This window comes from Kitasatospora sp. NPDC001159 (assembly GCF_053598235.1).
In genome coordinates, this window is the sequence record NZ_JBSFJV010000075.1 from 12,708 (window position 1) to 37,187 (window position 24,480).

Below are 24,480 nucleotides of genomic sequence, written 5' to 3' on the forward strand. Positions count from 1 at the left end.
CTTGCCGGAAACCTCATCCGGACTGGTCAGGCCGCATGTTGGTACTCATGGAGGAGGCCGCCGAGCCGGTCGGCCCGACGAATGTCGAGGCAGCCGATCTGATCTGGGCCGTTGATCGGCTCGGGAAGAGCGCGGAGGGGGCGGGCGTTCGCGATGCCCTGGTGTGGCCTGTGGTCGTTGGAGAACCTCTCGAACTCCCTTAGGGCGTAGAGCAGGTGCCGTTCATTCCAGATCAACGTCCGGTCCAGCAGCTCGCGTCGGCAGGTCTGTATCCACCACTCCATGACGGAGTTCATGCGCGGCATGCGGACCCCGCTGAGCACGACCCGGATACCCGCATCGTTGGAGACGGCGTCGAACAGTTCGGGGAACTTCCCGTCCCTGTCCCGGATCAGGAACCGCGCCCGGCAACCGACGTCCTCGAGGTCCATGACGAGGTTCTTCGCCGCCTGTGCCACCCAGGACGCGGTCGGATGCGCGGTCGCGCCCAGGGGCCCCCGGCATGCCGCCAGCCTCGGCGGCATGCCGGGGGCTTCGTGCGTTCTCTTGTCGGTGCCCTACGGCTTGGCCGGCAGGACGTTGTCCGCGAATGCCTGCGCTTCCTGGCCCACCATGTAGAAGTTGCCCTGCGGAGTGAAGTTGCAGGCGATGAAGGTGTCGAACCAGTGGAAGCCGTCTTCCTGGGGGTTCCCGTTGCGGGGGCCGCCCACCCGCGCGCAGCCGACCTTCGTTGTGGACTTCCACACGAGCTGGGTGAAGCTGCCGGTTTCATCGCTGAAGCCGGGGCTGTTGAAGTTGTACTGCTTGCTCTCGCTGTACCAGGAGTCCACCGCGTCCTTGCAGGTGTGCGGGGCGTAGGCGGCGTCAGCCTTCTTGCTGCCGTACGAGCGCCAGTCGAGGAGTTCGCCGTACCCGTCGGCCAGGCCGTTGTGGTTGAAGCCGTCCGGGTGGGAGATCCTCTGTGCCCGGGTCTTGGCGTAGTCCACGAGCTTCGGGTCGATGGTGAGCGGGGGCGCTTGGTGCTTGGCACGGTAGGGGTTGATGGCGGTGAGACAGTCGTTCTGGAACATGCTGTCGGTCTGGTCCGTGAACGCGCGGTGGGACGCACCAGCGGCCATTGCGGGCTGCATCGCCGTCATCGTGGCCAGGGTCGCCGCCGCGGTGGCCATGGCGATCCTGCGGATCGGAAGTGTCGTCAAGGTGTGCTCCTTCTCGCGCTGATCTCGCTGAACTGATCAACGCGGCCAAGGGCGCCGGGGCACGGGATGCTGCAGAACCCCTTGTCCCGGCCACCAAGCCTGGAAGTATCGCCCCGCCGACGGGTACGGGGCGAAACCCGCGCCGGGCGCTGACCTTGACGGCTACGATCCCGGCCATGGACAGCGCCCTGCCGACCGCCGCGACCGACCAGTCGGCCGACGGGGCAGACCAGGTCCACCAGCTCGGCCGGGCCCGGAAAGTAGGAAGCCTCACGCAGCAGGGCCCCGGCTTCTCCTGCAGCTCCCGGACGGGGCTGGCCTTGGGCGACGGACAACCGGGCCGTCGGCGTGTACGCCGACGAGCGCGGCGAACTGGCCGAGACCCTCCCGTCGCTGGCCTCGGTGTTCGACAGCACCGGGGGCAGCAGTGGTTCCACTGGACGGCCGCCCGCGCCGCCCGCGAGATCGCCGTGCTCGGCCCGGCCGGGCGCCCGCTGACCGCCCGGCTCGAAGCCCTCCTCGACGACCCGGCCCAGGCACCCTCGGCCGTCCTCGGACTGCTCGCCGTCGCCGATCCGGCCGGCCTCGACCGCGCTCGGTTGGCCGCGCTGGCCAACGGGGACCGCCGGATCGTGCTGGACCTGCTGCCCGACCGTACCCGCCGCGCCACCCGCTCGTTGACCCTGCCGAGCGCCCCGACCAGGGCAGGTGCGGCGTCCGTGGGTACTGCACGCGCATGGTCCGCTCCCGGGTCGGCTGGTGATCCGCCGTCACTGTAGGAGCCGCCCGAGCGGCCCGACCAGCGAATGACCCGAGGCGCCGGTGCGGCCGCCGCGTCACCTGCGGGCGCTGCGGATCCGGGTGAGACCGGCCTCGGCCGCGGCCTTTACCTGCGGGTCCTTGTGCTTCAGGGCGATCTTCAGGTGGCGCTCGCCGCTCACGAGGTCCCCGGCGTCGATGGACAGCAGGCCGAGGTGACAGTGGCCCCGGGCCGCGGCCGGCTCGTAGTTGGAGTTCGAGGCGAAGGCGAAGACCTCGATGGCGTCGGCACTCTCGCCCGCCTCCATGAGCAGGACGCCCAGGCTCAGGGCGCCCTTCCCGGAGAACTCCGGGTCGCCGGATCGGGCCGCGGCGGCGAACTGCGCCCGGGCTCCCGCCACGTCCCCGCGGGCCTGGAGCATGTCGCCGAGGTGGAAGGCGGCCTGCGCGGCGGTCTGAGGCACCGCGGCGTGGGTCGCCTCGCGGTAGAGGAACTCCGCGAGGTCCCGGTCGCCGACGCGGTCGGCCATCAGCGCCTGGGTGAGCTGGGCCGGGCCGACGACCTCGGGGAAGCCGGTGGCGATGGCGGTGCCGAGGGTGTCGAAGGCGTCCTGGTCCCAGTCCTGGGTCTCGCGCGCCAGCATCCCGCCCATGGAGAGCGCGGCGCGGGCGAAGGTCCGGGGCCGCCCGGAGTCGGCGACCAGCGCGTACTGGCGGCTCGCGTCCCGGTGGTTCCCGCGCCCTTCCAGGCAGAGCCCCCGGACGTAGGCCATCTCGGCCGCCACGTCCGGGTCGGCGACCTTCGCGGCCTTCCCGGCCGCCGACCAGGCCCGGCGGAACCGGCCGCGGCTCAGGTGCACCACGGCGGTCACCAGGTGCCCCGCCGCCTGGGTCTTCGCTCCGGAGGAGGCCAGCGCGGTGGCGGCGACGGCCTCGGCGGCGGCGATCTCGCCGCGGTTGGCGTAGCCGAGACCGAGTTCGAAGGCGAGGTCGAAGTTGAACCACGGGATGCCGGGCTTCAGGCCCCGCGGGACGGTGTGCGGCGCGGCCAGCATGCCTGCGAGGTCCTTGGCGAGCTGCTCGTCCGAGGTGGTGCGGTCCGACATGGGCTTCCCTCCCGAATTGCGACGACACCGCCGGAGACCCGAGGGCACGGGATCGGTTGGTGAACTCACCCGTTCGGCGGGGTCGTAGCGTAACCCGCCCGGCGGCGAGCGGGGTTGGGAACGCGGATCGATTCCGGCTCACCCGGCCAGGGACGCTTGCCCTGCGAGGCCAGCACCGATAGGCGCGAGCAATAGAGCCGCTTGCTGAGCGGCGATTCGAGGACGAAGGCGGTCTGGCAGACCGCGCAGCCTCGCGTGAGCGCGAGGATGAGGGAGGGCCGGCCCCTCGCTTGGTCGTACGGCAACGTCCTAGACAGCGAACTACGTCGCGGGCCACTGGGCGACCTCGACGACCAGCGGGACGGCTCCACAGAGGCCTGGCGGCTCAGCGCCTCCGCCCGGATGTGACCTGGCCGGGGGCGGAGCCGGCCGAAGGCCGCCCCCGGCATCCCGGCCGACCCGACGGCCGACGAGACGCCGTTCTGCACCACCCGCAGGCGGCTTCCATCGCGGAAAGGAGCCGGTCCGCAGCACGCTGCGGACCGGCACCCGAGGAGACCACACACGAATGACGACGACCCAGCTGACCTGCCGGCGCTGCGGCAAGACCTTCCAGCGCCCCAGCAACCGCGGCCGGACGCCGCTCTACTGCAGCGAGGCGTGCAAGACGAAAGGCGCCAGCATCAGCCGGCGCGACAAGAGGCTCGGCAAGGTGGTGCACACCCGCGGCGCGGGCGCGGCCGCCGTCGCCCACTCCATCGCGGACCGTGCCGCCTTCATCGTGCGCCTGAGCAGGATGGGTCAGCCCCTCAAGTCGCTGGAGCAGCTCACCTTCCTGCTCAGGACGTTGACGATGCCCCGTCACCGGCTCCCGGCCCGGCGCGAAGGCCGGCACCCTGTCCGCCTTCCTCTACGCCGCCGCCCCGCACGACGCCGCGGACCGCGTCCTGGCCGCCTTCACCCGCAACCGCCACCGGTTCACGGCTCCGGGCACAACCCGGCCCGCTTCAAGCTCATCTTCAACGCCTGGGGCGCAACCCTCCTCCATGCCGCCGGCGCGTTCGCCCGCTGCCTGCCGGAGCACCTCGGCGCCGACTACCCGGTGGCCACCTGCGTCGTGACCACCGACGGCTGGATGGCCACCCTCGCCGCCCAGAAACTGCCCCGGATCGAAGAACGCGCCTACGAAGACCCGGACTTCGCCGTCCACCACATGATCAAAGACCTGCGCTACGCCCACGCCTTACTGGGCTATCTGCCGCTGCTCACCGCGGCGCTGGACGCGTTCACCGCGGCCGAGGCCCACCACGGCCCGTACACGCCGACTTCACCGCCGTCGCCGACACCCGAGGAGCACTGTGAACTCCCACGACTTGCCCCTGCTCCTGACACAGCTGGACCAGGAATTCGCCGACGTGACCGGCATGTCGGTGGCCCTGTCCGGCTCCCTCGCCCGAGGCGACCACCGCACCGGGCGCAGCGGACACATCACCTCCGACCTCGACCTGATCCCCGTCGTCGCCGCCCCGGCCGACGCGGCGGCCGCCCGCGCAGTGCTGCAACCGATTCTGCAGCGCCTCGCCGACGCCTTCGGGATCGAGGCAACGGCAGCCATCACCACCCTGCGCGCCTTCCGGCTGGCCGGCCACGCCCCGTACCGCGCCAGCATGCGGCCCCAGTGGCTGTGCGACGGCCTCGGCCTCGGACCGGACGCCTTCGCCCGGCCCGACCACGACGACAGCAATCCGGAGGCGGCGCTGGCCTGGGCGGTCCAGCCCGTCACCTACTACCTGGCCAAGGCCACCGCCCAGGACCCGCCCACCAACCTGCTCAAGGCCCGCACCTGCGCCACCCGCCTGGCCGTCGCCTTCGCCCTGCGGGACCTGCGCGGAAGCCTCGACGACCTCCCAGATCCCTGCGCGCCCTGATTACCGAACACTGAAGTTCCACCAAGGCCGGGTAGTTAGCGCTTCGTTGGGGGACGCAAGCGGGACGGCGCGGCCGGTGGGGCCGCTGTGTAGCGGCCGGCCCTGACTCTTGTGATCAGCCCTCTCTCGGTCCAGCGGGCGAGTTGCCGATAGGTGGCGACGAGGGTGACGTCGCCGAGGAGTTCGGCGATCTCCCGTGCCCGCCACTGCCGTTGGGGTTCTGTCTGCAGGAGGGCCAGGACACGTGTCATGCGGTTGCTGGTTCTGCCGGGCCCGGCGTACTGCGGGATGGTCCGAGAAAGTCGTTGCCGTCGAAGCCGCGGTCCCACAGGACCAGCATCTCGGAGTTCAGGTGGTGCAGCAGCCGGGTGGCGTACGAGGTCTCGCCTTCCTCGGTGGGGCCGAAGACCGCGCCGATCAAGGCCCGGGTGCCGGTCTCGACCAGCGTCATCACCTCGATCTGCGGGTAACCGCCGTGCGGGCAGCGGCCCAGCCGGCCCCGGTTGCGTTCACTGTCGGGCACCTTGATCGAGCTGCAGCCGTCGAATGAGACCGTGCGGTAGGGGCCGAAACGCGCTCCGAGGGTCCGCGGCTGCGCCAGTACCCCGGCCACCACCTCGAACAAGGCCCGCATCGGTGCACACCCCACCCTGCGGCGCAGATCACGCAGCCCTTTCGCGCTCGGCACCGGCAAGTCTCCGCCGAGCCCGGACGTCATCTTCGCCTACACCAGCCGGTAGCCGACCTCCGGGAACAGACACATCGCCAGCAGGAAGTAGACCCCGACACGAGACGGCAGGTCCCGCAGCCGCCGTTCGACCGCCCGGTGCTCCTGCAGGACGGCGTCCACCAACTCGAAGGGCAAGAACGGGGTCAGACCGCCCAGATGCCCGGCGGCGGATCGCCCCGCGGCCACGGTGATCTCCCGGGAGAGTGTCACCAGGGCAGGTGGGGAGGCAGGATGGAGAGACAACGCGGCTCCGTGCAGGACGTCTTGGTCGACAACCTGTCTCAACGGAGCCGCGTTGCCCACGTTCCGGCCAACACGCAAGCCCCGACATCTCGCTTGCGTCCCCTAACGAAGCGCTAACTACCCGGCCTTGGGGAAACTTCAGCCGCTGGACGCGGGAACGGAAGAGACCGCTCCGCCCACGGAACCCGTGCCCACCAGGTTCCCGGCAGTTGGCAGACAAGTGATGAACGCCGCTTCGGCACAGCGGTCCGCGAGTGAGGGGTTCGAACCATCACCGCCCCCGCCCGGCCGCGGGGGGAGGCGGCCGGGCGGGGGCGGGGCCGGTCGGTCAGCAGGTGCCGGCCGCGTGCTCGCGCACGACCAGGTCGGTGCGCCCGGGCGTGGCGTCCGCCCAGAGCACCCGGGTGCCGTGGTCGGCCACCGGCAGGTACTGGCCGCCGCGGTTGCAGGAGAACCGCTGCGGGGTGCCGCCGCCGATCGGGAGCTGCCAGAGCTTCGGCAGGTCGCTATTGACGACGTGCCGGCCCTTCGGCCAGGTGAACGCGTAGGCGAAGGTGACGGCCTGCTCGGAGGCCGTCAGCTCGTCGATGCGGCGCGGCTCGGTGGTGCTGCCGGTCAGCAGGTCGGTCGCGCCGGAGCCGTCGAGGGCGCCGGAGCGGATCGAGGTGCCGCGGCTGCCGTCGAGCGGGGTCTCCAGCCAGAGCAGCCGGTTCGCGGTGAGCAGCGCGCGGCCCGCTTCGGTGCCGGTTGCGCCGGGGCCGCCCGCGACGTACTGGGCGACGACCTTGCCCGCAGAGACGGAGTAGACGGTCGGCGCGTAGACGGTGCGCCCGCCGTCCTGCCAGTGCTCCGTCCAGGCGAGCAGGTCGCCGTGCAGCGAGACGCCCGACCCGTGGTGGCCGTCGGGAAGCGGGATCGGCGCGGCCGGCGCACCGTTCACCGAGAGCCACGGCAGGTAGCGGCCGGTGCCGTAGTCCAGCGCGTCGAAGGCGACGTTCCCCCCGGCGACCCTGACGCCCTGGACCAGCCGGCCGCCGCCGCTGTACACACTGTGGGTGTCTCCACCGTCCAGCGGGCGGACCAGCACGCTCATGTCCGGCGGGCCCGAGACGGCCGCGCCCTGGGAGATCCAGGCCGCGACGGTGCCGTCGGTGGCGGGTCCGAAGTTGGAGCGCTTGTCCCCGACCGGGCTGAGCCGGACCGGCTCGGCGGAGCTTCCGACGGTCCCGGTGATGACGCCCGCCTCGCCGTTGGTCAGCACCCAGCGGCCCTTGGCGACGTCCGGCCGGCCCTGACCGCCGTCGGTGAGCGAGCGCACCAGGGTGCGGCTGTCGATGCCGATCCGCCGCTCCCAGCCCTCCTTGATCCCGTGGGCGTCGAACGCGGTGGCCACCGTGCGGAGTTGGGCCCGGGTGAGGCCGAGCGAACGACCGGCGGCGAGCACCGCGTCGCGGGCGTCGACGAAGGTGTCCAGTGGGGTGAGGTACTCGGCGAGCGCGCGGTAGACCAGCCGGTCGGCGAGCAGCGGGTCCAGGGTGCGCCGGATGTCCCACAGCGCGCCGCTCATGATGGCCGAGTTGTCGTGCGAGGCGTCCGCGGTGAAGCCCACCGGGAAGCCCACGTAGTCGTTCACGGTGGTGCGGCCGGTGTCGAGGCGGCGTTCCGCGCAGGCCTCCTGGGTGCCGGTGCGGCAGAGGCTCTCGCCGAGCAGGGCGGCCCTCGGGTCCGTCATGGGGATGCCGAGGGCAGTGGCCTCGACGGCGTTGCCGAAGTAGTCGGCGAGGGCCTCGTTGAGGGCGTCGGGCTGGTCCCGGCTGACGAGCCCGGCGGTCTTCTCGACGACGCCGTGGGTCATCTCGTGGCCGGCGACGTCGAGCGCCACGGCGAACGGGTAGTACTTGTCGTTGCCGCTCCCGTAGGTCATCCGCTCCTTCCCCCAGTAGGCGTTCGTCAGGCCCTTGCCCTGGCTGGTCACGTTCACGACGGCGTCGATCGGCCCGCCGGCGCCGTCGATCCCGTTGCGGCCGAGCCGGTCGTGGAAGAAGTCGTACACGGCGGCGGCGTTGCGCTGCGCCTCGGCGGCGCCGGTGGTGGCGAGCGAGGCCGGGAAGTCCGGGGTCGGCGAGCTGACCGGGCGGAGGTCACCGGGCAGCCGGTTGGGCAGCCGGTACTCGTCCCGGCCGCCCGCGTCGTAGACGGTCAGGGGGCTGGGGCGGGTGAGGTCGATCAGCTGGTAGGTGCCGTCCGGCAGCCGGGCGATGTTCACCTTGACGGGGTTGCCGTGGACGTCCGGCACGGTGCCCACGGCGGGTTCGAGGCCGGCCGCGGGGGCGGGCGCGGGGGCAGCCGCCGAGGAGCCGGGGCCGCCCGGCGCGTGGACGGTGCGGGCGAGGGCGACCGCGCCGGTGGTGGCGTCCAGGTAGACCTCGCGGGCGGTGCCCTCCCAGACCGTGGGGTCGGTACCGCGCACGGTGAAGTGCCGGGCTGGCCGCCCCGCCCCGCCGGGCAGCACCACCAGGCCGCCGTCCTCGGCGGTGACGCCCGTGCGGGCCGGACCGTCCTCGACCGAGGCGAGCGCGAGGCCGCGCAGCACCTCCTCCGACAGGTTCTGGGCGGCCGGAGCGGCCAGGCCGGTGAAGTACTTGCCGCCGACCGATTCGACGCGCCGGGTGTCGCCCTCCCCGGCCAGGTGGACCAGGTACGTGGCGCCGAGGACCGGCAAGCCGCCGTGCCGCTGCTCGAACCTGACGGTGCGCCGGCCGTCCCAGGAATGCTCCACGCCGGTCGCGACGAGCTCCGCCGGGTCGACCTGGTAGCGGTCCCGGTGGGCGGCGAGGTGGGCGCGAGCCGCCTCGGTGTCGTCCGCGCCGGGGGCCGGCTCGTCCACGCCGGTGACGAGCCGGGGCGCGGCGGTGTCCGTGCCGGCGACCAGCCGGGGGACGGGATCGGCCTCGGGGGTCAGCTCCCCGGGCGCGGGCGGTCCGGCGAACGCCGGCGGTACGCCGACGCCGAGGCCGAGCACGACGGCCACGGCGGCGCCGAGCAGCTTTGGTGTACGGGAACGGTGGTGCACTGCGGGTCCTCCCTCGGGGAACGGGGGTCCGGCGGCAGGCCGGACCACGCGTGTGCGGCGGGCGCCCACCCCACGACTCGTCCGTACTCCGGAGCCGGTCGCCCGCCGTGCGACGACCATAGGCCATCTCTCTACATATGTCGATAGACTGCATATTCAGCAGGTCCTCACTCGCGCCGCGGGTCGGTGGTGATCGGCCGGTCGAGACCTCTTGGCGGATGGCGGGGCCGGTGAGGATCACCGCGCGCCGCCCTGCACGTAGGTCTGCCGCAGCAGCCGCCTCCGTCCGGGCTCGATCGTCTCCTGGTCGGGGCCGAGCGGCATCCGCCCGTGGGCCCAGCGCAGCTGGTCGAAGACCAGGGGCTGTCCGGGGCGCAGCCGGATCTCGGTGCGGTGGCGCAGCATGGCGTCGGCGAGGGTGCCGAACGCGGACGCGGCCTCCTGTCGGGCGGCGTCGGTGCCGTCGACGAGCTCGCCCCGCTGGAGGTACGGGCGCATCTCGCTGGTGGCCTCGTCGGCCCTCCCGGCCTTCGCTGCCAGTTCCGACAACGTTCACGCGGGCAGCCTACGAACCGCCACCGACAGCGGCCCGGGGGCTGGAGAGCGCATCGGACGGCCGCCAGGGCCAGCGGCCCCGGGTCCGGCTCGCGGCGGGGCGACAAGGTGGTGGTCTACCACGCCTCCGCCAACCGGGACGGGACGGTGTTCTCCGATCCGGGCCGCTTCGACATCACCCGCACCCCGAACGGCCACGTGAGCTTCGGGTGCGGCCCGCACTTCTGCCTGGGCGCGCGCCTCGCCAGGATCCAGATGGCGGCCCTGATCCGCAGGATCGTCGTGGACCTGCCCGGCCTCGAACTCGTCCCGGGGGCACCGCCGCAGCGACTGGTCTCCGACTTCCAGAACGGCTTGAAGGACCTGCGGATCCGGTGGGGCCGGACGGCCTGCGCCCCGTCGGCCGGCTGACGGGGGATTGGGGGACGGCTGACGAGGGACGGGGAGCGGGGTACCGGACCGGAGACGGTGCGGGAGCCGGGTCCTCGTGCCGGCGGGCGATGAATCGCAGGGGGCCGCTCCCTAGTCTCGGGACCGTGACCAGGCGGTTCGCCCGCCGGCACCGTCGACTCCCGCTTCCCCGCGCCCTCGTGGCGCCGTTCTCCAAGGAGCTTTGCATGACTGACCGTCACTTCCATTGCCGCGGGGATGTGTTCACCGGTACCGGTGCCGGGTCCGGCGCGGTCGCCGGCGGGGCGGCTTCGGCTCTGTCCCGGTGGCGCTCGCTCGCGGTGCTGCTGGTGGCGGCGGCCGCTCTGGGGGCGGGTGTCCCGTCCGCCTCAGCGGCGCCGGTCGCGGGGCCGAGGGACGCCGTGCGGGCCGGGTTGGAAGGGTTGGTGGCGAACGACCGGTACCCCGCCGCGATGGCCTCGACGACCACCCGGGGCGGCCCGGTCCGCAACTACGCCGCGGGCGTCGCGGACCTGCGGACCGGGGCCAGGGTGCCGGTGGACGGGCAGCTGCGGGCGGGCAGCATCACCAAGGCCTACACCGCCGTGGTCGTCCTGCAGCTGGTGGGCGAGGGGAAGGTCGCACTCGACGCCCCGATCGATCGCTACCTGCCCGGGCTGGTGCGCGGCGAGGGCATCGACGGCCGTGCCATCGCGGTGCGCCAACTGCTGCAGCACACCAGCGGGTTGCCCAACTTCACCGACGGCATCGCCGAGGGCGTCTTCGGGGAGGACCGGCACCGCTACTACCAGCCGCGCGACCTGCTCGACCTCGCGTTCGCCCGCAAGGCGTTGTTCGCCCCCGGCACCGGCTGGTCGTACAGCAACACCAACTACGTCCTGGCCGGGCTGTTGATCGAGCGGGTCACCGGCCGTCCGTACGCCGAGCAGGTCACCCGACGGGTGATCGACCGCATCGGACTGCGGCACACCTACTTCCCCCACGCGGGCGAGGAGGACATCCGGGAGGCGCACCCCCACGGCTACCACGCGTCCCGGACGGGCGGGCCGCTGACCGACGTCACCGAGCTCGACGCCTCCTGGGCGTGGGCCGCCGGGCATCTGGTCTCCACGCCGAGCGAACTGAACCGGTTCTTCTCCGCGCTGATGGGCGGCAGGCTCCTCGGGCCCGCCCAGCTCGCCGAGATGAAGACCACGGTCAAGGTGCCCGACAGCCCCGGTGCGGTGCCCGGCCAGGAGTACGGACTCGGTCTGTTCCGGCGGCCGTTGAGCTGCGGCGGGGCCGCCTGGGGGCACGGCGGTGCCATGCCGGGCTTCCACGTCCTGCCGGGCGTGACCGAGGACGGCCGTGCCGCCACCGTCGCCGTCACCGCGAACGTCGCGCCCGCGCCGAAGGGTGTCGAGCACTTCGAGGCCGTGCTCGACACGGCGCTCTGCGCCCGGTGACGGCCGCTTCCGCTGCTCGCTAGAGCACCCCTCCTCCGGCCTGGTCGCCGTTCCCCGTACGGGCGGTGACCAGGCCGGATTCGTAGGCCGCGATGACCGCCTGGGCGCGGTCCCGGACCTCGAGCTTGCCGAAGGCCTCGATGAACGTGCCGAAGCGGCTGCAGTTGTCGCGCCAGAATTAATTGGCCGCCCGACACCCCACGACGACTCGGCTGCCAATTAGGAATTGCGCACGATCGCTCCGTAGGGAATCGACAGCGAGGTGAGCTTCCCCCGCTGTGCGGGAGGTGCTGATTACCAGGTCAGGGCAGGTGTAGGTGGTTCGACGGCCACTGGTTCGGCCGTCGCCTGATACGCGGATGCGTACCCGGCTGGCGGTGGTGAGCGCCCCGGCGACGGCGGCCAGGTCGGCGAGCGCCTCGTCCCGGGCGACGATGAGGCGGGCGGAAGCCAGGTCCTCGGGCGCGGTCTTTGCCGCCGTGCGCGCCATCGGCACCATTGCCTGGAATGAGCGCCGGGCCTCGGCCTGGAGCTGGGCTTCGGTCCGCACCCAGGCGGCGGTGAGCCGCTCGTCGTCCAGCATCGCCAGCAGGCTCCGCAGAGCCTTGAGCGGATCGGACGTGTCCCTCGTCGTGATCACAGTTCCCCTCCCCGGTAGGTAGGGATTCCCTTGGTGTGTCGGCCCACACGCGGGCCGGCGCACCCCGGTCGGTGAGAACCGGTTATGGGCGTGGCGCCCGATCGACTGCCGGGAGAGGACGGGTCGGGTGGGTTCTTGCTGGCGCGCCTTGACGGACCGTCGCGGTTGACGCGGCAAGGTGAGCGTGATCTCTCGGGTGGCCGAGGTGAGGGTCACGGTGGATTCTCCGCGGCCGATGGCTTGGTCGATCTTTCTGATCTCCGCCCAGGTGAAGCCCTGGCGGCGGTATCGGTTGCGCTGGCTCGGCTTCATGTACCGGATGTCGGCCTTGCCGACGGTCGTCATCCCGGGGTGCCAAGCCGCTGCCGGGCCACTGGTCATCTTGCTCATTGGAACTCCTTCCTTCCGCGTATGCCGGGCCGGAGCGGCACATGGGGTGCGCTACCGCGCACCTGGTACACGGCCCTGCCCAGCGAGGCGGGCGAGGTGGACCAGGCCGCGCCGGGCGGCCGGGGCGAGCCGGCCGCCACCGTCCGCGACGAGCTGCATGCCGTGCCGGGAGCCGACGCGGTGGCCGAGGTCGCGCTGCGCCTTGGCGAGGTAGTAGACCGCCAGGTGGTGGAGGTCCTCGGGCAGCAGGTGAGTGTCGACGACGGCGGCCAGGCGGCGGGCCCGGTGATCGGCTACACACATCACGGGACGCCATCGCCGGACCTGGTCGAGCGAGTACCTCACCCATGGCGGCCTGGTCGTCCGTACGACCTGGCACGAGCCCGCGTGCCCGGCCTGGGCCCCGGCGGTGACCATCCGGACGATAAGTCACCTGCCCGCGCCCGCCGTTGCGGTACGGTACGGCCATGGGCTGATCGTGGCCTTGCCGGGAGCGGCTTCGGCCGCTCGGGAAGGCAGAACAGCGATGGAAAGGGGCGGCCCGCGCTCGGGCCGCCCCTTCGCCGTTCCCGCCCCGCCGTCTCAGCTCCGTCCAGCCGCAGGGCCGGACGGGTGAATCGTCGCGCACCGTGCGTGTGGTGGCCGGTTCCGAGCCGTCGACGATGCGGAGACTGGCAGCCGAGGGCAGGCCATGGATGTCCGGGTTTCCAAGACGATGACGGGGAGCGGCTGGATGCGCGGAGTGGGCGTGTTGGCTGTCGCCGCCGATGACGGGCCCGGCAGCAGCCTGCGCGTGGGATCGGGCGAGGAGGAATTCGAAACAGGACTGCGCCGCGCTCTCGCGGACGCGCTTGCATGCGGCTGCTCACAGGTCGGCGCCTCCGCCCCCGGGAGCCGGTGCGAGTGCCCGGACGTCTTACGGGACTTCGTGTCCCAGGGCGGCAAACGGACCCGCGCTCGTCTGGTGCAGTACGGCTGGCGGGCAGTGGGTGGAGCGGACGGCGGCCCCGGCTACGGGCTGATGGTGCGGCTGGCGGCGTCGCTGGAGCTGATCCAGGCGTGTGCGGTGGTGCACGACGATCTGATTGACGGAGCAACACAGCGCAGGGGTGCCCTCTCCCTTCACCAGGCGTGTGCCTCGGAGCACCGCAGGCGTCGGTGGAGCGGTGACAGCGAGCGGTACGGCGTCGGACAGGCCATTCTCGCGGGGGATCTGGCGCTGACGCGGGCGGACGATCTGGTGCTGGACATCTGTTGTGAGGATCCTGCGGCCGGTCGGCGGGTCCGCGGCCTGTGGCGGGCCATGCGCGAGGAGATGGTGACAGGTCAGCGGCTCGAGCTGCGCCTGCAGGCGGAGCGGTCGGGCTCGGCGGCGGCGGCTCTGGCTGTGGCGCGGCTCAAGAGCGGTGGGTACAGCGTGCGGCGGCCGCTGGAGCTGGGGGCGGCGCTGGCGGGCGCCGGCGGACGCCAGATGTCGGCACTGGGAGGCTTCGGTTCGCGGGTCGGTCTCGCGTTCCAACTGGTCGACGACTACCGGGACCTCTTCTGTGACACGGCCCAGCTGGGCAAGCCGCCCGGGGGCGACCTGGCGGACGGCAAGCGTACGTACATGGTCCTGCGGGCTCTCGAAGTGGCGGCGAGCGGGCGGCTGTCCCGGCCGGAAAAGATCATCCGGGCGGCCGTTGGCGCCCAGGATCTCGATGCCGGCAGCCTGGAGCAGGTCCGGGGCGCGGTGCGTGAGGTCGGTACCGAGGCCGAGGTCCTGGCCTTCGTGGCGCGGCTGCGCGAGGAAGGCTGCGGCCTCCTGCGCGCGGGGGACCTCGAGCCGGTCGCGATGGCGGAACTCCTCAAGCTCGCAGACCGGTTGACCGATCCCGGCCACGGCACCGGGGCTGCCGGCGGCTGCGGCATCCCGCGGACGGAGGGAAGTGTGTGATGCGAACTCTGACGGGTCGCACGGACCATGTCGTCGTCGTGGGCGCGGGCCTGTCGGGCCTGTCTGCGGCACTGTATCTGCTCGGTGCCGGACGGCGCGTCACCGTCGTCGAACGCGATGGCGGCCCGGGCGGCCGGGCCGGGCTGCTCGACGTGGGCGGCTACCGCATCGACACTGGCCCCACGGTGCTGACCATGCCCGGGATCCTGGACGAGGCGCTGTCGGCGGCGGGCGGTTCGCTGGCAGACCGCCTCGACCTGGTGCCGCTCAGCCCCGCCTACCGGGCGGCGTTCGCAGACGGCTCCACGCTCGACGTCCACAGCGAGCCCGAGTTGATGGAGGAGCAGATCCGGCGGCTCGCCGGGGAGCGGGAGGCACGCGGGTACCGCCGGCTGCGCCGGTGGATGGAGGACCTGTACCGAGTGCAGATGCGCAGCTTCATCGATGCCAACTTCGACTCGCCGCTGAACCTGCTGGGCGCGGACCTGGCCCGGCTGGCGGCTCTGGGCGGCTTCGGCCGGCTCGGGCCGAAGGTCGCTTCGTTCCTGCGCGACGAGCGGCTGCAGCGGGTGTTTTCCTTCCAGGCGCTGTACGCGGGGGTGGCGCCCGGCCGGGCGCTCGCGGCGTACGCCGTCATCGCGTACATGGACACGGTGGCGGGGGTGTACTTCCCCCGCGGCGGTATGCACGCCGTCGCGCGGGCCATGGCGGACACAGCGGCCGCCGCCGGCGCGGAGCTGCGGTACGGGACAGAGGCGGGCTCGATGGAGCGCAGCCAGTCGGGGCGGGTGACGGCGGTGCGGACGATCGGCGGTGAGCGGATCAGCTGCGACGCCCTGGTGCTGACGGCCGACCTGCCGGCCGCCTACCGGATGCTGGGCCGCACGCCGCGGCGGGTGGCGCGCCTGCGGTGGGCTCCCTCGGCGTTCGTCCTACACGCCGGGACGGATCGGCAGTGGGAGCAACTGGCGCACCACACACTGTCGTTCGGCCGGGCGTGGCGGTCGACGTTCACCGAGCTGACCCGGACCGGCCGGCTGATGAGCGATCCCTCGCTGCTGATCACCAACCCGACGGCGACGGACCCCTCGCTGGCCCCGGCGGGGCGGCACCTGCACTACGTGCTGGCACCCTGCCCGAACCTGGTGGAAAGCCCGATGGACTGGCGGCGGATCGCGCCGCGCTACCGCGACGAGATCGTGGCGGAGCTGGAGAGGCGCGGGCTGACGGGTTTCGGCGGCGCGGTCGCGTACGAGCGGCTGGTGACGCCGGCCGACTGGCAGCAGGCGGGCCTCGCCGCGGGGACACCGTTCTCGGCGGCGCACACCTTCCGGCAAACCGGGCCGTTCCGGCCGCGCAACCTTCCCGCCGGTGAGGTCAACGTGGTGCTGGCTGGCTGCGGGACCACGCCCGGGGTCGGCGTGCCGACGGTGCTGCTCTCCGGAAAGCTGGCCGCCGCACGGGTCACGGGTGCCGCACGGCACCGCCGCGCCGCGCCGGCGCTTCCCGTCGGGCCGGGCGGTGACCGGTGAACGCCCGGGAGCTGGACCGGGCGGGGGTGGTGGAGCCGGGGCTGCGGCTCGCCTACGAGGAGTGCCGGCGGCTGAACGCCCGTCACGGCCGGACCTACTTCCTGGCGACCCGACTGCTGTCACCCGACCAGCGTCCCGCCGTGCACGCCCTGTACGGGTTCGCCCGGTGGGCCGACGAGATCGTCGACGACCTGGGAGCCCACTCGTGCCTCGCCGCACGCGCCAGCGCGCTCGACGAGCTGGAGCGCCAGCTGGAGAAGGCGTTGCAGGATGGCCGCGGGGGCCATCCCGTGGTCGACGCCGTGGCCGACACCGCCCGGCGGTACGGCATCGGGCACCGGCACTTCACGGACTTCCTGGCCTCAATGCGGATGGACCTGGACGTCGAGTCCTACCCGACGTTCGACGAGCTGATGGGGTACGTCCACGGTTCCGCGGCCGTGATCGGCCAGCAGTGCCTGCCGATCCTGGGGACGGTCGGCCCGCAGGCGGAGGCGGCGCCCCACGCCGCCAGCCTGGGCGTGGCCTTCCAGCTCACCAACTTCATCCGCGACGTCGGGGAGGACCTCGACCGCGGCCGGATCTACCTGCCCGGCGACCATTTGGCCTCACACGGCGTCGACCGCGAACTGCTCGCCTGGTGCCGCCGCACCGGGCGCAGCAGTCCCCGGGTGGTCGCCGCCCTGCGCGAGCGCATCGCGCACAACCGCGACCTCTACCGATACGCAGCCCTAGGCGTGCCGATGCTGGCGCCCTCGTCGCGTCCGTGCGTGGCTGCAGCGCTGACGCTCTACCGCCGGATCCTCGACGAGATCGAGCGCGGCGGTGTCGCGGTGGTCCTCCATCGGCGGGTGTCGGTGTCGCGCAGTCGCCGCGCGGTGGCGGCGGCCCGTGGTGCTGGCGGCGTGGCAGTGGCGCGCGCCCGCGCGGCGGCCACGCGGCGTGGCGGCCGCTGATGCGCGAGGACGGCGGGAGTCGGCTGCCGGTGCGCCGGGTACGGCGGGAGCGGTGGCTGGACCAGGAGCCCACATGGCGCCAGGCCAGGACTGCCCTGATCGAGGCGGCGGTGGCCCGGGCGGGCATCCGGCCGAGCGGCAACTGGTACGTCGCCGGGGCGACCACGGCCGTTGGCCGGGGCCGCGCCGTGGGACGGCGAATCGCTGGCGTGGAAGTGGTGGTGTGGCGCGGCGACGACGGCCGCCTCTACGCAGGCCCCGGGGCCTGCCCGCACCTCGGCGCCCCGCTGTACACCAGCCCCGTGGACGGGCAGGACCTGGTCTGCCCCTGGCACGGGATGCGGCTCGGCCCGAGCGGCGGCCCCTGCTGGCAGATGTTCCCCGCCCACGACGACGGGGTGCTGGTGTGGGTGCGGCTGGACGCGGCGGGCGGCGAGCCGCCCACGCCCGCCGTACCGCCCGCGCTGCAGCCACCGACGGCCGGCGCCCTGGTGGCGGTCGCGACGGTGGGGGGCGACTGCGAGCCGCGGGACGTTCTCGCCAACCGCCTCGACCCGTGGCACGGCGCGTGGTTCCACCCGTACGCCTTCGGCGGCCTGAGCGTGCTGCACAGCCCGCCGGCGGACCTGCCGGCCGATGCTGGCGCGGACGACGACCGTTTCGTGGTCGAGGTGTCGTTCCGCCTCGGACGGCGGTTCGCGGTACCGGTCGTCGCCGCCTTCACCGCCCCCGGCCCGAGGACCGTGATCATGCGCATCATCGAGGGCGAGGGCATCGGCAGCGTCGTGGCAACTCACGCGACACCGGTCGGCGGCCCGGGCCGGACGCGAACCGTGGTGACCGAGGCAGTGATCGCCCGCTCGCACCGGCCCGGCTTCGCGATCGCTCGTAGGCTCGCCCCCCTCGTCCGGCCCGTGGTGCGGCACACCACAGTCCGGCTCTGGCGCGACGACATCGCCTACGCCGAACGCCGGCACGCGCTGCGGCGCGACACGAACGGCCGCTGACCGGTGACCGCCGTCGACATCGCCGTCATCGGCTCGGGCGCGGCCGGGCTGCTGCTCGCCGACGAACTCACCCGGCCGGGCCGCCGGACACCGCCGTCCGTCGCCCTGCTGGAGCTCCCCAGCGACGACCCGCGCCGCCCACCCCCGCGCACCTGGTGCTTCTGGGAACGCGACGCCGGACGCTTCGACGAACTGCTGGCGGGCAGCTGGGACAGCGCAGGGATCGTCTCGTCGGACGGACGGGTGACCCGCCACCCGCTGGCCCCGCTGCGGTACAAGATGCTCCGATCGCCCGACGTCGAGGTATGGCTGAACGCGCGCCCCGGCGGCGCCGCGCACCTCACACGGGTGATCGGCACGGCCGGCGGCATCGCCGACAGCCCGGCTGGCGCCGTCGTGGCCGTCGACGGCGCGCACGGGCCGCTCGAGGTCAGGGCCCGCTGGGTGTTCGACTCCCGGCCCCGCCCGCCCCGGCGCGACGCGCGCACCACGCTGCGCCAGCACTTCCACGGCTGGTTCGTCGAGGCGGACCTTTCCTCCTTCGACCCCCGACTGCCCTTGCTGATGGACTTCCGCGTCCCCCAGCCCGCGGCCGGGCTCGCCTTCGGCTACGTCCTGCCGACAAGCGAGCGCCACGCCCTCGTCGAGTACACCGTCTTCAGCCGCGACCCGTGGCCCGCACCGGCGTACGATCGGGCGCTGCGAACCTACCTCGGGCAGGCCCTCGGCGTCGGCTCGTACCGTGTCGAAGGCGTCGAGCACGGCGTGATCCCGATGACGGACGCGACGTTTCCCCGGCAGGAGAGCCGACACGTCTTTCGCATCGGCACGGCGGGCGGCGCCACGCGGCCCGCCACCGGCTACACCTTCACCGCCGCGCTGCGCCAGGCCCGAGCCGTGGCCCGCGCGGTCGACCTCGGGGCACGGCCCGTGCCGCCGCGCCCGCACCGCCGCCGCCATCTGGCCATGGACGCCGTCCTGCTGCACGCCATCGACACCGGCAGAATCGGGCCCGCGTTCTTCACCGGCCTCTTCCGCCGCAACCGCGCCGCGACCGTGCTGCGCTTCCTGGACGGCGACTCCGGCCTCCTCGACGAACTCGCCATCGGGTTGAGCTGCCCGTTCACCCCGATGCTCCGCACCTGCCTCGACCTCCCGGCCCGCCGCCCGCGCGGCTCCTCGACGGACGGACCAGCATGACGCTCCTCAACGGCCCCGAGCTGGCAGCGGCCTTCGACCGTTCCAGTGGCGCGTACGACCGCCTCACCTCCCTCTATCCGGGCTACCACAGCCGGCTGCGCCGCGCCGCCGCCCTCGCCGCACCGCCCGGCCCGGCCGCCCGCCTGCTCGACCTCGGCTGCGGCACCGGAGCCTCCACCCGGGCCCTGCTCGCCGCCGTGCCCTCGGCGATGGTGACCGCCATCGACGCCTCGGCTGGCATGCTCGAGCAGGCACGGGCCAAACCCTGGCCACCGGCGGTCGCCTTCGCTCACCTCAGCGCCGAGGACGTGGGGCGGGCGCCCGCGAACGGGCCCTTCGACGCCGTGTTCGCCGCCTACCTCATCCGCAACACCGCCGACCCCGACGCCGTCCTGCACGCGGCCCGCCGTGTCCTGCGGCCGGGCGGACGCCTGGTGCTGCACGACTACACGCTGCGCGGCCGACCACTCGACCGTGCGACATGGACGCTGCTGTGCCGCGCCGTGATCATCCCGCTCGGCAGTACCGGTCCGGGCGGACCAGCGCTCTACCGACACCTGCACCGCAGCGTCCTGGACTTCGACACCGCACCCGCCCTCGCCCGCCGCGTCCAGCGGGCCGGCTTCATCCGAGTGCGCGTCCACCCGGCCCCGGGCTGGCAGCGCGGCGTCGTCCACACGCTCACCGCCGAGCGCCCCGAGGAGGGGCCGTGACCCGGCGCCGGACACCGGTGCCGCCCGGCCGCGACCGCCACGCCGTCCACTGGCCGGCCCGCCCCGGCACGCCGGTCGCAGACACTCCCGCCCCGCGGGCCGCCGTCGTCGGGGCCGGGATCGCCGGCCTGTCCGCGGCCGTCGCGCTGGCTGAACGCGGAGTCCAGGTCGACCTGTACGAGCGAACACCCGCGCTCGGCGGCCGCCTCTCCGGCCGATCCACCGGCCTCGCGGACGGGTCGACCGTCACCATGACCCGGGGCTTCCACGCCTTCTTCCGCCAGTACTACAACCTGCGGGCCCTGCTGCGGCGCATCGATCCCGGCCTCGGCATGCTCACCCTGCTGCCCGACTACCCGCTGCGCCAGCGCGGCGGCGCCACCGACGGCTTCAGCCGCATCCCCCGCAGTGCGCCCTGGAACGCCCTGGCGTTCGCCGCCCTCAGCCCCACCTTCCGTCTCGGCGACCTCGCCCGGATCCGGGTCCGTGCCGCGCTCCCGCTGCTGAACGTCCGAGTGCCCCAGGTGTACGAGACGCTCGACCACTTCAGCGCCGCCGACCTTCTCACCTCGGTCAACTTCCCGCCTCAGGCCAGGCACCTGGCCTTCGAGGTCTTCTCCCGCAGCTTCTTCAGCCACCCGGACACTCTCTCCGCGGCCGAACTCGTCCTGATGTTCCACCTGTACTTCCTCGGCTCCAGCGAAGGCCTGCTCTTCGACACCGTCACCGAGCCGTTCCCCCAAGCCCTCTGGGAGCCCCTCGCCGCACACCTCTGCTCCCTGGAGGCCGCCGTCCACACCCGGACGGCGGTCCGGCACGTCACCCCCCGGGCAGACGGCCGCCACGACGTCGAACTGGACGGCGCCGTCGAGACCTTCGACGCCGTCGTCCTCGCCCTCGACCCCGGCGGCCTGCAAACCCTGGTCCGGGACTCGCCGGCACTTGGCGACCCGGCCTGGCGCGCGAACATCGCCGCGCTGCGGCAGGCGCCGCCCTTCCTGGTCAGCCGCCACTGGCTCGACCGTCCCGTCCACGGCTCCCGGCCGGGATTCCTCGGCACTGCCGGATTCGGCCCGCTCGACAACGTCAGCGTCCTCGAACGCTGGGAGGGCGAGGCTGGCCGCTGGGCGCAGGCACACGGCGGATCCGTCGTCGAACTCCACGCCTACGCCCTCGACCCCACAGCCGACCGCGGAGCCGTCCAGCAGCAACTGGTCGACCAACTCCACACCCTCTACCCGGAGACCGCCGGTAGCCGGATCATCGACAGCCGGCACGAATGGCACGCGGACTGCCCGCTGTTCCCGGTCGGCGGCTACGCCCACCGCCCCGCCGCCACCACCTGCCACCCACGCCTCCTGCTCGCCGGCGACGCCGTCCGCTGCCCGCTGCCGACCGCCCTCATGGAGCGTGCCGCCACCACGGGCTTCCTCGCCGCGAACACGCTCCTGGAGAGCTGGGGCGTGCGGGGACACGACTTGTGGTCCGTACCGAACCGCGGCCGCAGTCTGTTGCTGGGCCGGCTGGCCGATGCCCTCGACCGGCGCTCGTAAGCCGGTGGCCGGTGCCACCGCCGTCGCCCTCGCCGTCCTGCTCATCGCGTTCGCTATCGGGGTGCAAATGCGCGGACGTCGCCTGGGGGCTCGCGTTCACCGCCATGGCGCTGAGCGGCTACGCGCTCTAGGTCGTGGCGCAGGGCGTCGAGTCTGCCCAGGCAGGTGTCGATGGTGGCGATGGCAGCGCTGCTGTGTTCGCGGATGCGGCGTTCGATGGCGGCGAGCCGGTCTTCGATGTGCTGCCAGCGCTCCTCCGCGGTGGTGTCAGGTGCGTCGTTGGGCGCTGTCATGGCGCAGGCGGTCTGTGCGGTCGGTGAGGTCGTCGAGGCGGGCGGCGAGGTCCGGATGGGCGGCGAGGTGGGGTCGCATGGCGGCGAGGGGCGCTATCAGGCCAGCCGGGTCGGGGGCGCCGAGGGCGGTGGTGAGCGCGGTCAGCGCGGGACGGGCCTGGGGGGTGAGGCCGGGCGCGGCGGTGACCTGGGCGGCCAGCGCGCGCAGGTCGGCGGCGTGGTTGCGGGCCCAGGCGGTGACGGCGCGGTCGGCGGCCCGCCGGTCGCGCGCCGCTTTGACCCGCTCCGCTCCGGTCTCCGTGCCGGCTGAGGTGCTGTCGGTGGGGCGCAGGCGCAGGTAGCGGTTCTCGGCGGCCTGGCGGCTGGCGACGCCCATGGGGTGGGCGAGTTCGGCCCAGGTGGCGCCGGCGTCGCGGGCGGTCTCCACCAGGCCCGCCTCCCAGCCCGCGAGTTCGGAGCGCAGCTCCCGCAGCAGCACCAGCGCGGCCAGCGCCGGCTCCGGCCCTTCGTCCGGCGCACTGACACCGGGCGGTGCGCCGGACGAAGGGCCGGAGTCGGCGTTCTGGGCGGTGCGGACGGCGTCGTCTATGGCGGTGAGTGCCGCGGCGGCGGCGAGGAAGGAGACCGGGCCGGGCGGCGGGGCCGGGTCGGTGGCGGGCTTGGGGGGCTTCTTGCTCATGCTGTCATTCTAAAGACGACACTCGGGGTTTGTCATCGGATGGATGACGTGCTAGAACGGTCTCAGGTGAAGCGCACTGGCACCCATTCGATCAGTGGAGGTGTTTCGCGATGCTGTTGCGCACTGACCCGTTCCGCGAGCTGGACCGGCTGACCCAGCAGTTCCTCAACACGACCGGCACCTGGTCGCGGCCGACCCCGATGCCGCTGGACGCCTACCGGGCCGGCGACGAGTACGTGATCTGCTTCGACCTGCCGGGGGTGGCCCCGGACGCGATCGACATCGACGTCGAGCGGAACATGGTGACCGTCAAGGCCGAACGCCGTCCGCGCCAGGAGGGCGAGGGCGTGAAGTGGGAGCTGTCCGAGCGCCCGCTCGGCGTGTTCTCCCGCCAGGTCATGCTGTCCGACACCCTCGACCCGGAGGGGATCAGCGCCGACTACGACGCTGGCGTGCTGACCCTGCGCATCCCGGTCGCCGAGAAGGCCAAGCCCCGCAAGATCGCGATCAGCCACAGCGGCGACCGCAAGCAGATCCAGGCCTGACCCGGCCCCCGGACCGCCGTCCCGCACCGCCAACCCCCGGGCCCTGCGGGACGGCCACCCCCGGCCGGACGACCCGCCCGGCCTCGCGATCCCTGCCACGCCACGGCGGTTCCGGGCCGGGACGACAGCGAGAAACACCATGCGCGACCAGGGGAACGAACCCTTCGTGGTGCGGGCGAACGGCGAGATCGACCTCGACACCGCCCCCTCGCTGCGCCGTGCTCTGGCCGCCGCGCTTGAGTCGCATCGGGAGGTGGTGCTCGACCTGTCGGAGGTGACGTTCATGGACTGCGCGGGCCTGGGCGCCCTGGTCCAGGCCCGCAACCAGGCCGACCGGCGCGGCGCCCGCCTGGTCCTTCGCGGGGCCAGCCGCTGCGTGGTTCGGCTTCTCAAGCTCACCGGTCTGCACCGGCGCCTGACCGTCGAGCCCTGACCGGGCACCGTTCGCGCCGGCCCTTTTGGACGGAGGGAGAACCGCGGTGACTCTTCGATGGGAGGCGTTCCTGGAGGAGGTCCGGGAACGCGGTGAGTACGACACACCCCAGGAAGCCGAGCGGGCCGCCCGGGTCGTCCTGGCCCTGCTCGGCGCCCACCTGGTCGGCAACGTGCGCGCCGAACTGGCCGCCCGCCTGCCGGAGACCCTCGCCCTGATTCTGCTCAACCCGCTGCAGGCCGCCGAGCCCCTCAGCCCGGAGCGGTTCGTACGCGCCACCGCGGCCTGGATCGATGGCGCCACCGAGACCACGGCTCTGTGGGACATCGGCGCCGTCCTGTCCACGGTGGCCGACGCCGCCGGCGACGACCTTACCGAGCGCGTCCTGCTCCAGCTGCCGCCCGGTTACGACCTCCTGTTCGGCCGGCCCCAGCCCGGCCACCGGCCCTGACCCCTCCCCTCGCGCCGCCGCTGCCGCCAGCGGCGGCCCATCCCCGGAAGGCCACTACCGTCATGACCCGCCGCGCCGCCTTCTCCGGCAGGTCCGCGACCTCGGCCGCTACACCACCGACGAGGAAGCCGAACGCGCCCTCCACGCGGTCCTGGCCGTCCTCGGCTCCCAGCTCACCGGCGAGGAGCGCTGCGACCTCGCCGCCACCCTCCCCGGCCGGGCCCGCGCCGTCTTCGCGGCCCAGATCCCCCTCCCGGCGCCGGTCGCAGCCCCCGCCTTCGTCGAAGCCGTCGCCCGCAACCTGGGCACCAGCCTCACCGCAGCCCGTTGGGACACATCCTCCGTCCTGGCCGCCGTCACCGACCTCGCCGTCACCGACCTCACCGACCTCACCGACCGCATCCTCGCCCCACCTGCCCCGCGGCTACGCCCTGCTGTTCGGCCGCGCCGACCTGACAGTCGCCGCCTGAACGGACGGAAGGGGAAACCTCCCGTTCCGGCGACGCGGTGCCCTGGACGGCACCGCCAGGCCGGAGCAGGCTCGCCACCAGAGAAGACTCCCCCGTCGGAAGGGGGCCCCGCCCGTGTCCGCCGGACACGGCTTCCGATATGACAACGCGCTGGCGGAGAACCTGTGGACGCTGATCAAGTCCGAGTGCGTGCGGGGCCGGACGTTCGCCACCCGGGCCGAGGCGAACCAGGC

Annotated in this window: 25 protein-coding genes and 1 pseudogene; 15 read left to right on the forward strand and 11 right to left on the reverse strand. The window is 73.2% G+C overall.

Annotation, left to right across the window (positions count from 1 at the left end; genetic code table 11):
- Positions 1 to 26 precede the first annotated feature (26 nt).
- Together ACWC9T_RS30010 and ACWC9T_RS30015 are read right to left on the reverse strand one after the other, a co-directional pair.
- Positions 27 to 431 carry an integrase core domain-containing protein gene (locus tag ACWC9T_RS30010; RefSeq protein WP_449824183.1) on the reverse strand — a complete coding sequence of 135 codons (405 nt, stop codon included), beginning with the start codon at positions 429 to 431 and terminating at the stop codon, positions 27 to 29.
- Between the two features lie 126 nt (positions 432 to 557).
- Entirely contained in the window at positions 558 to 1,199 is a 642-nt protein-coding gene (locus ACWC9T_RS30015) for a CAP family protein (RefSeq protein WP_449824184.1), read from the reverse strand.
- 176 nt (positions 1,200 to 1,375) lie between these two features.
- On the opposite strand from ACWC9T_RS30015, the gene ACWC9T_RS30020 reads away from it, so the two are divergent.
- Entirely contained in the window at positions 1,376 to 1,978 is a 603-nt protein-coding gene (locus ACWC9T_RS30020; RefSeq protein ID WP_449824185.1) for a hypothetical protein, read from the forward strand.
- A 57-nt stretch (positions 1,979 to 2,035) separates the two neighbouring features.
- Here ACWC9T_RS30020 and ACWC9T_RS30025 read toward each other — a convergent pair whose 3' ends face one another.
- Positions 2,036 to 3,064, reverse strand: a complete 1,029-nt coding sequence (locus ACWC9T_RS30025; RefSeq protein WP_449824186.1) for a tetratricopeptide repeat protein — start codon at positions 3,062 to 3,064, stop codon at positions 2,036 to 2,038.
- A 1,358-nt stretch (positions 3,065 to 4,422) separates the two neighbouring features.
- On the opposite strand from ACWC9T_RS30025, the gene ACWC9T_RS30030 reads away from it, so the two are divergent.
- A complete protein-coding gene (locus tag ACWC9T_RS30030) occupies positions 4,423 to 4,992 on the forward strand; it encodes a hypothetical protein (RefSeq protein ID WP_449824187.1) in 570 nt (189 codons plus the stop codon).
- Between the two features lie 247 nt (positions 4,993 to 5,239).
- On the opposite strand, the gene ACWC9T_RS30035 is transcribed toward ACWC9T_RS30030, so the two are convergent.
- The 4 genes from ACWC9T_RS30035 to ACWC9T_RS30050 all read right to left on the reverse strand — a co-directional run bounded on the left by ACWC9T_RS30035 (position 5,240) and on the right by ACWC9T_RS30050 (position 9,587).
- On the reverse strand, positions 5,240 to 5,710 hold the full coding sequence (locus ACWC9T_RS30035) for a hypothetical protein (protein ID WP_449824188.1): 471 nt from the start codon (positions 5,708 to 5,710) through the stop codon (positions 5,240 to 5,242).
- A gap of 6 nt (positions 5,711 to 5,716) precedes the next feature.
- The gene (locus ACWC9T_RS30040) at positions 5,717 to 5,932 is read right to left on the reverse strand and encodes a transposase domain-containing protein (RefSeq protein ID WP_449824189.1); all 216 of its coding nucleotides are present in this window, start codon (positions 5,930 to 5,932) and stop codon (positions 5,717 to 5,719) included.
- Positions 5,933 to 6,293: 361 nt separating this feature from the next.
- The gene (locus ACWC9T_RS30045) at positions 6,294 to 9,038 is read right to left on the reverse strand and encodes a M4 family metallopeptidase (RefSeq protein WP_449824190.1); all 2,745 of its coding nucleotides are present in this window, start codon (positions 9,036 to 9,038) and stop codon (positions 6,294 to 6,296) included.
- Positions 9,039 to 9,275: 237 nt separating this feature from the next.
- Positions 9,276 to 9,587: a hypothetical protein gene (locus tag ACWC9T_RS30050; protein ID WP_449824191.1), complete on the reverse strand. Its 312-nt coding sequence runs from the start codon at positions 9,585 to 9,587 to the stop codon at positions 9,276 to 9,278.
- 114 nt (positions 9,588 to 9,701) lie between these two features.
- Between ACWC9T_RS30050 and ACWC9T_RS30055 the strand changes: the two genes are divergently transcribed.
- Both ACWC9T_RS30055 and ACWC9T_RS30060 read left to right on the forward strand, forming a co-directional pair.
- Positions 9,702 to 10,004: a cytochrome P450 gene (locus ACWC9T_RS30055; RefSeq protein WP_449824192.1), complete on the forward strand. Its 303-nt coding sequence runs from the start codon at positions 9,702 to 9,704 to the stop codon at positions 10,002 to 10,004.
- A gap of 206 nt (positions 10,005 to 10,210) precedes the next feature.
- The gene (locus ACWC9T_RS30060) at positions 10,211 to 11,449 is read left to right on the forward strand and encodes a serine hydrolase domain-containing protein (protein WP_449824193.1); all 1,239 of its coding nucleotides are present in this window, start codon (positions 10,211 to 10,213) and stop codon (positions 11,447 to 11,449) included.
- A 178-nt stretch (positions 11,450 to 11,627) separates the two neighbouring features.
- On the opposite strand, the gene ACWC9T_RS30065 is transcribed toward ACWC9T_RS30060, so the two are convergent.
- Positions 11,628 to 12,479 carry a hypothetical protein gene (locus tag ACWC9T_RS30065; protein WP_449824194.1) on the reverse strand — a complete coding sequence of 284 codons (852 nt, stop codon included), beginning with the start codon at positions 12,477 to 12,479 and terminating at the stop codon, positions 11,628 to 11,630.
- 51 nt (positions 12,480 to 12,530) lie between these two features.
- Positions 12,531 to 12,782 (reverse strand): hypothetical protein, encoded by a 252-nt coding sequence (locus ACWC9T_RS30070; RefSeq protein ID WP_449824195.1) that lies wholly within the window; start codon positions 12,780 to 12,782, stop codon positions 12,531 to 12,533.
- Between the two features lie 388 nt (positions 12,783 to 13,170).
- Here ACWC9T_RS30070 and ACWC9T_RS30075 point away from each other — a divergent pair, with 388 nt between their 5' ends.
- The 7 genes from ACWC9T_RS30075 to ACWC9T_RS30105 are packed head-to-tail and all read left to right on the forward strand — an operon-like array spanning position 13,171 to position 21,376.
- A complete protein-coding gene (locus tag ACWC9T_RS30075; protein WP_449824196.1) occupies positions 13,171 to 14,415 on the forward strand; it encodes a polyprenyl synthetase family protein in 1,245 nt (414 codons plus the stop codon).
- A complete protein-coding gene (gene crtI, locus ACWC9T_RS30080) occupies positions 14,415 to 15,947 on the forward strand; it encodes a phytoene desaturase family protein (RefSeq protein WP_449824197.1) in 1,533 nt (510 codons plus the stop codon). Before ACWC9T_RS30075 ends, crtI begins: the two co-directional genes overlap by 1 nt.
- Positions 15,944 to 16,903, forward strand: a complete 960-nt coding sequence (locus tag ACWC9T_RS30085) for a phytoene/squalene synthase family protein (RefSeq protein ID WP_449824198.1) — start codon at positions 15,944 to 15,946, stop codon at positions 16,901 to 16,903. Before crtI ends, ACWC9T_RS30085 begins: the two co-directional genes overlap by 4 nt.
- The gene (locus ACWC9T_RS30090; RefSeq protein ID WP_449824199.1) at positions 16,903 to 17,910 is read left to right on the forward strand and encodes a DUF5914 domain-containing protein; all 1,008 of its coding nucleotides are present in this window, start codon (positions 16,903 to 16,905) and stop codon (positions 17,908 to 17,910) included. Before ACWC9T_RS30085 ends, ACWC9T_RS30090 begins: the two co-directional genes overlap by 1 nt.
- A gap of 3 nt (positions 17,911 to 17,913) precedes the next feature.
- Positions 17,914 to 19,110, forward strand: a complete 1,197-nt coding sequence (locus tag ACWC9T_RS30095) for a lycopene cyclase family protein (protein ID WP_449824200.1) — start codon at positions 17,914 to 17,916, stop codon at positions 19,108 to 19,110.
- Positions 19,107 to 19,823: a methyltransferase domain-containing protein gene (locus tag ACWC9T_RS30100; protein ID WP_449824201.1), complete on the forward strand. Its 717-nt coding sequence runs from the start codon at positions 19,107 to 19,109 to the stop codon at positions 19,821 to 19,823. The genes ACWC9T_RS30095 and ACWC9T_RS30100 overlap by 4 nt, the downstream gene beginning before the upstream one ends.
- Positions 19,820 to 21,376 carry an FAD-dependent oxidoreductase gene (locus ACWC9T_RS30105; RefSeq protein WP_449824202.1) on the forward strand — a complete coding sequence of 519 codons (1,557 nt, stop codon included), beginning with the start codon at positions 19,820 to 19,822 and terminating at the stop codon, positions 21,374 to 21,376. Before ACWC9T_RS30100 ends, ACWC9T_RS30105 begins: the two co-directional genes overlap by 4 nt.
- 53 nt (positions 21,377 to 21,429) lie before the next feature.
- On the opposite strand, the gene ACWC9T_RS30110 is transcribed toward ACWC9T_RS30105, so the two are convergent.
- Entirely contained in the window at positions 21,430 to 21,669 is a 240-nt protein-coding gene (locus ACWC9T_RS30110; RefSeq protein ID WP_449824203.1) for a hypothetical protein, read from the reverse strand.
- Complete coding sequence (locus ACWC9T_RS30115) at positions 21,644 to 22,348, reverse strand: type III effector protein (RefSeq protein ID WP_449824204.1); 705 nt, start codon at positions 22,346 to 22,348, stop codon at positions 21,644 to 21,646. The genes ACWC9T_RS30110 and ACWC9T_RS30115 overlap by 26 nt, the downstream gene beginning before the upstream one ends.
- A gap of 110 nt (positions 22,349 to 22,458) precedes the next feature.
- Between ACWC9T_RS30115 and ACWC9T_RS30120 the strand changes: the two genes are divergently transcribed.
- The 4 genes and pseudogenes from ACWC9T_RS30120 to ACWC9T_RS30135 form a co-directional block, all read left to right on the forward strand.
- The gene (locus tag ACWC9T_RS30120) at positions 22,459 to 22,893 is read left to right on the forward strand and encodes an Hsp20/alpha crystallin family protein (protein WP_449824205.1); all 435 of its coding nucleotides are present in this window, start codon (positions 22,459 to 22,461) and stop codon (positions 22,891 to 22,893) included.
- Positions 22,894 to 23,032: 139 nt separating this feature from the next.
- Positions 23,033 to 23,326, forward strand: coding sequence for an STAS domain-containing protein (locus tag ACWC9T_RS30125; protein WP_449824206.1), 294 nt, complete (start codon positions 23,033 to 23,035; stop codon positions 23,324 to 23,326).
- A 46-nt stretch (positions 23,327 to 23,372) separates the two neighbouring features.
- A complete protein-coding gene (locus ACWC9T_RS30130) occupies positions 23,373 to 23,777 on the forward strand; it encodes a DUF2267 domain-containing protein (RefSeq protein ID WP_449824207.1) in 405 nt (134 codons plus the stop codon).
- 136 nt (positions 23,778 to 23,913) lie between these two features.
- A pseudogene (locus tag ACWC9T_RS30135) lies at positions 23,914 to 24,390 on the forward strand (DUF2267 domain-containing protein); the annotation flags it as partial.
- Positions 24,391 to 24,480 lie beyond the last annotated feature (90 nt).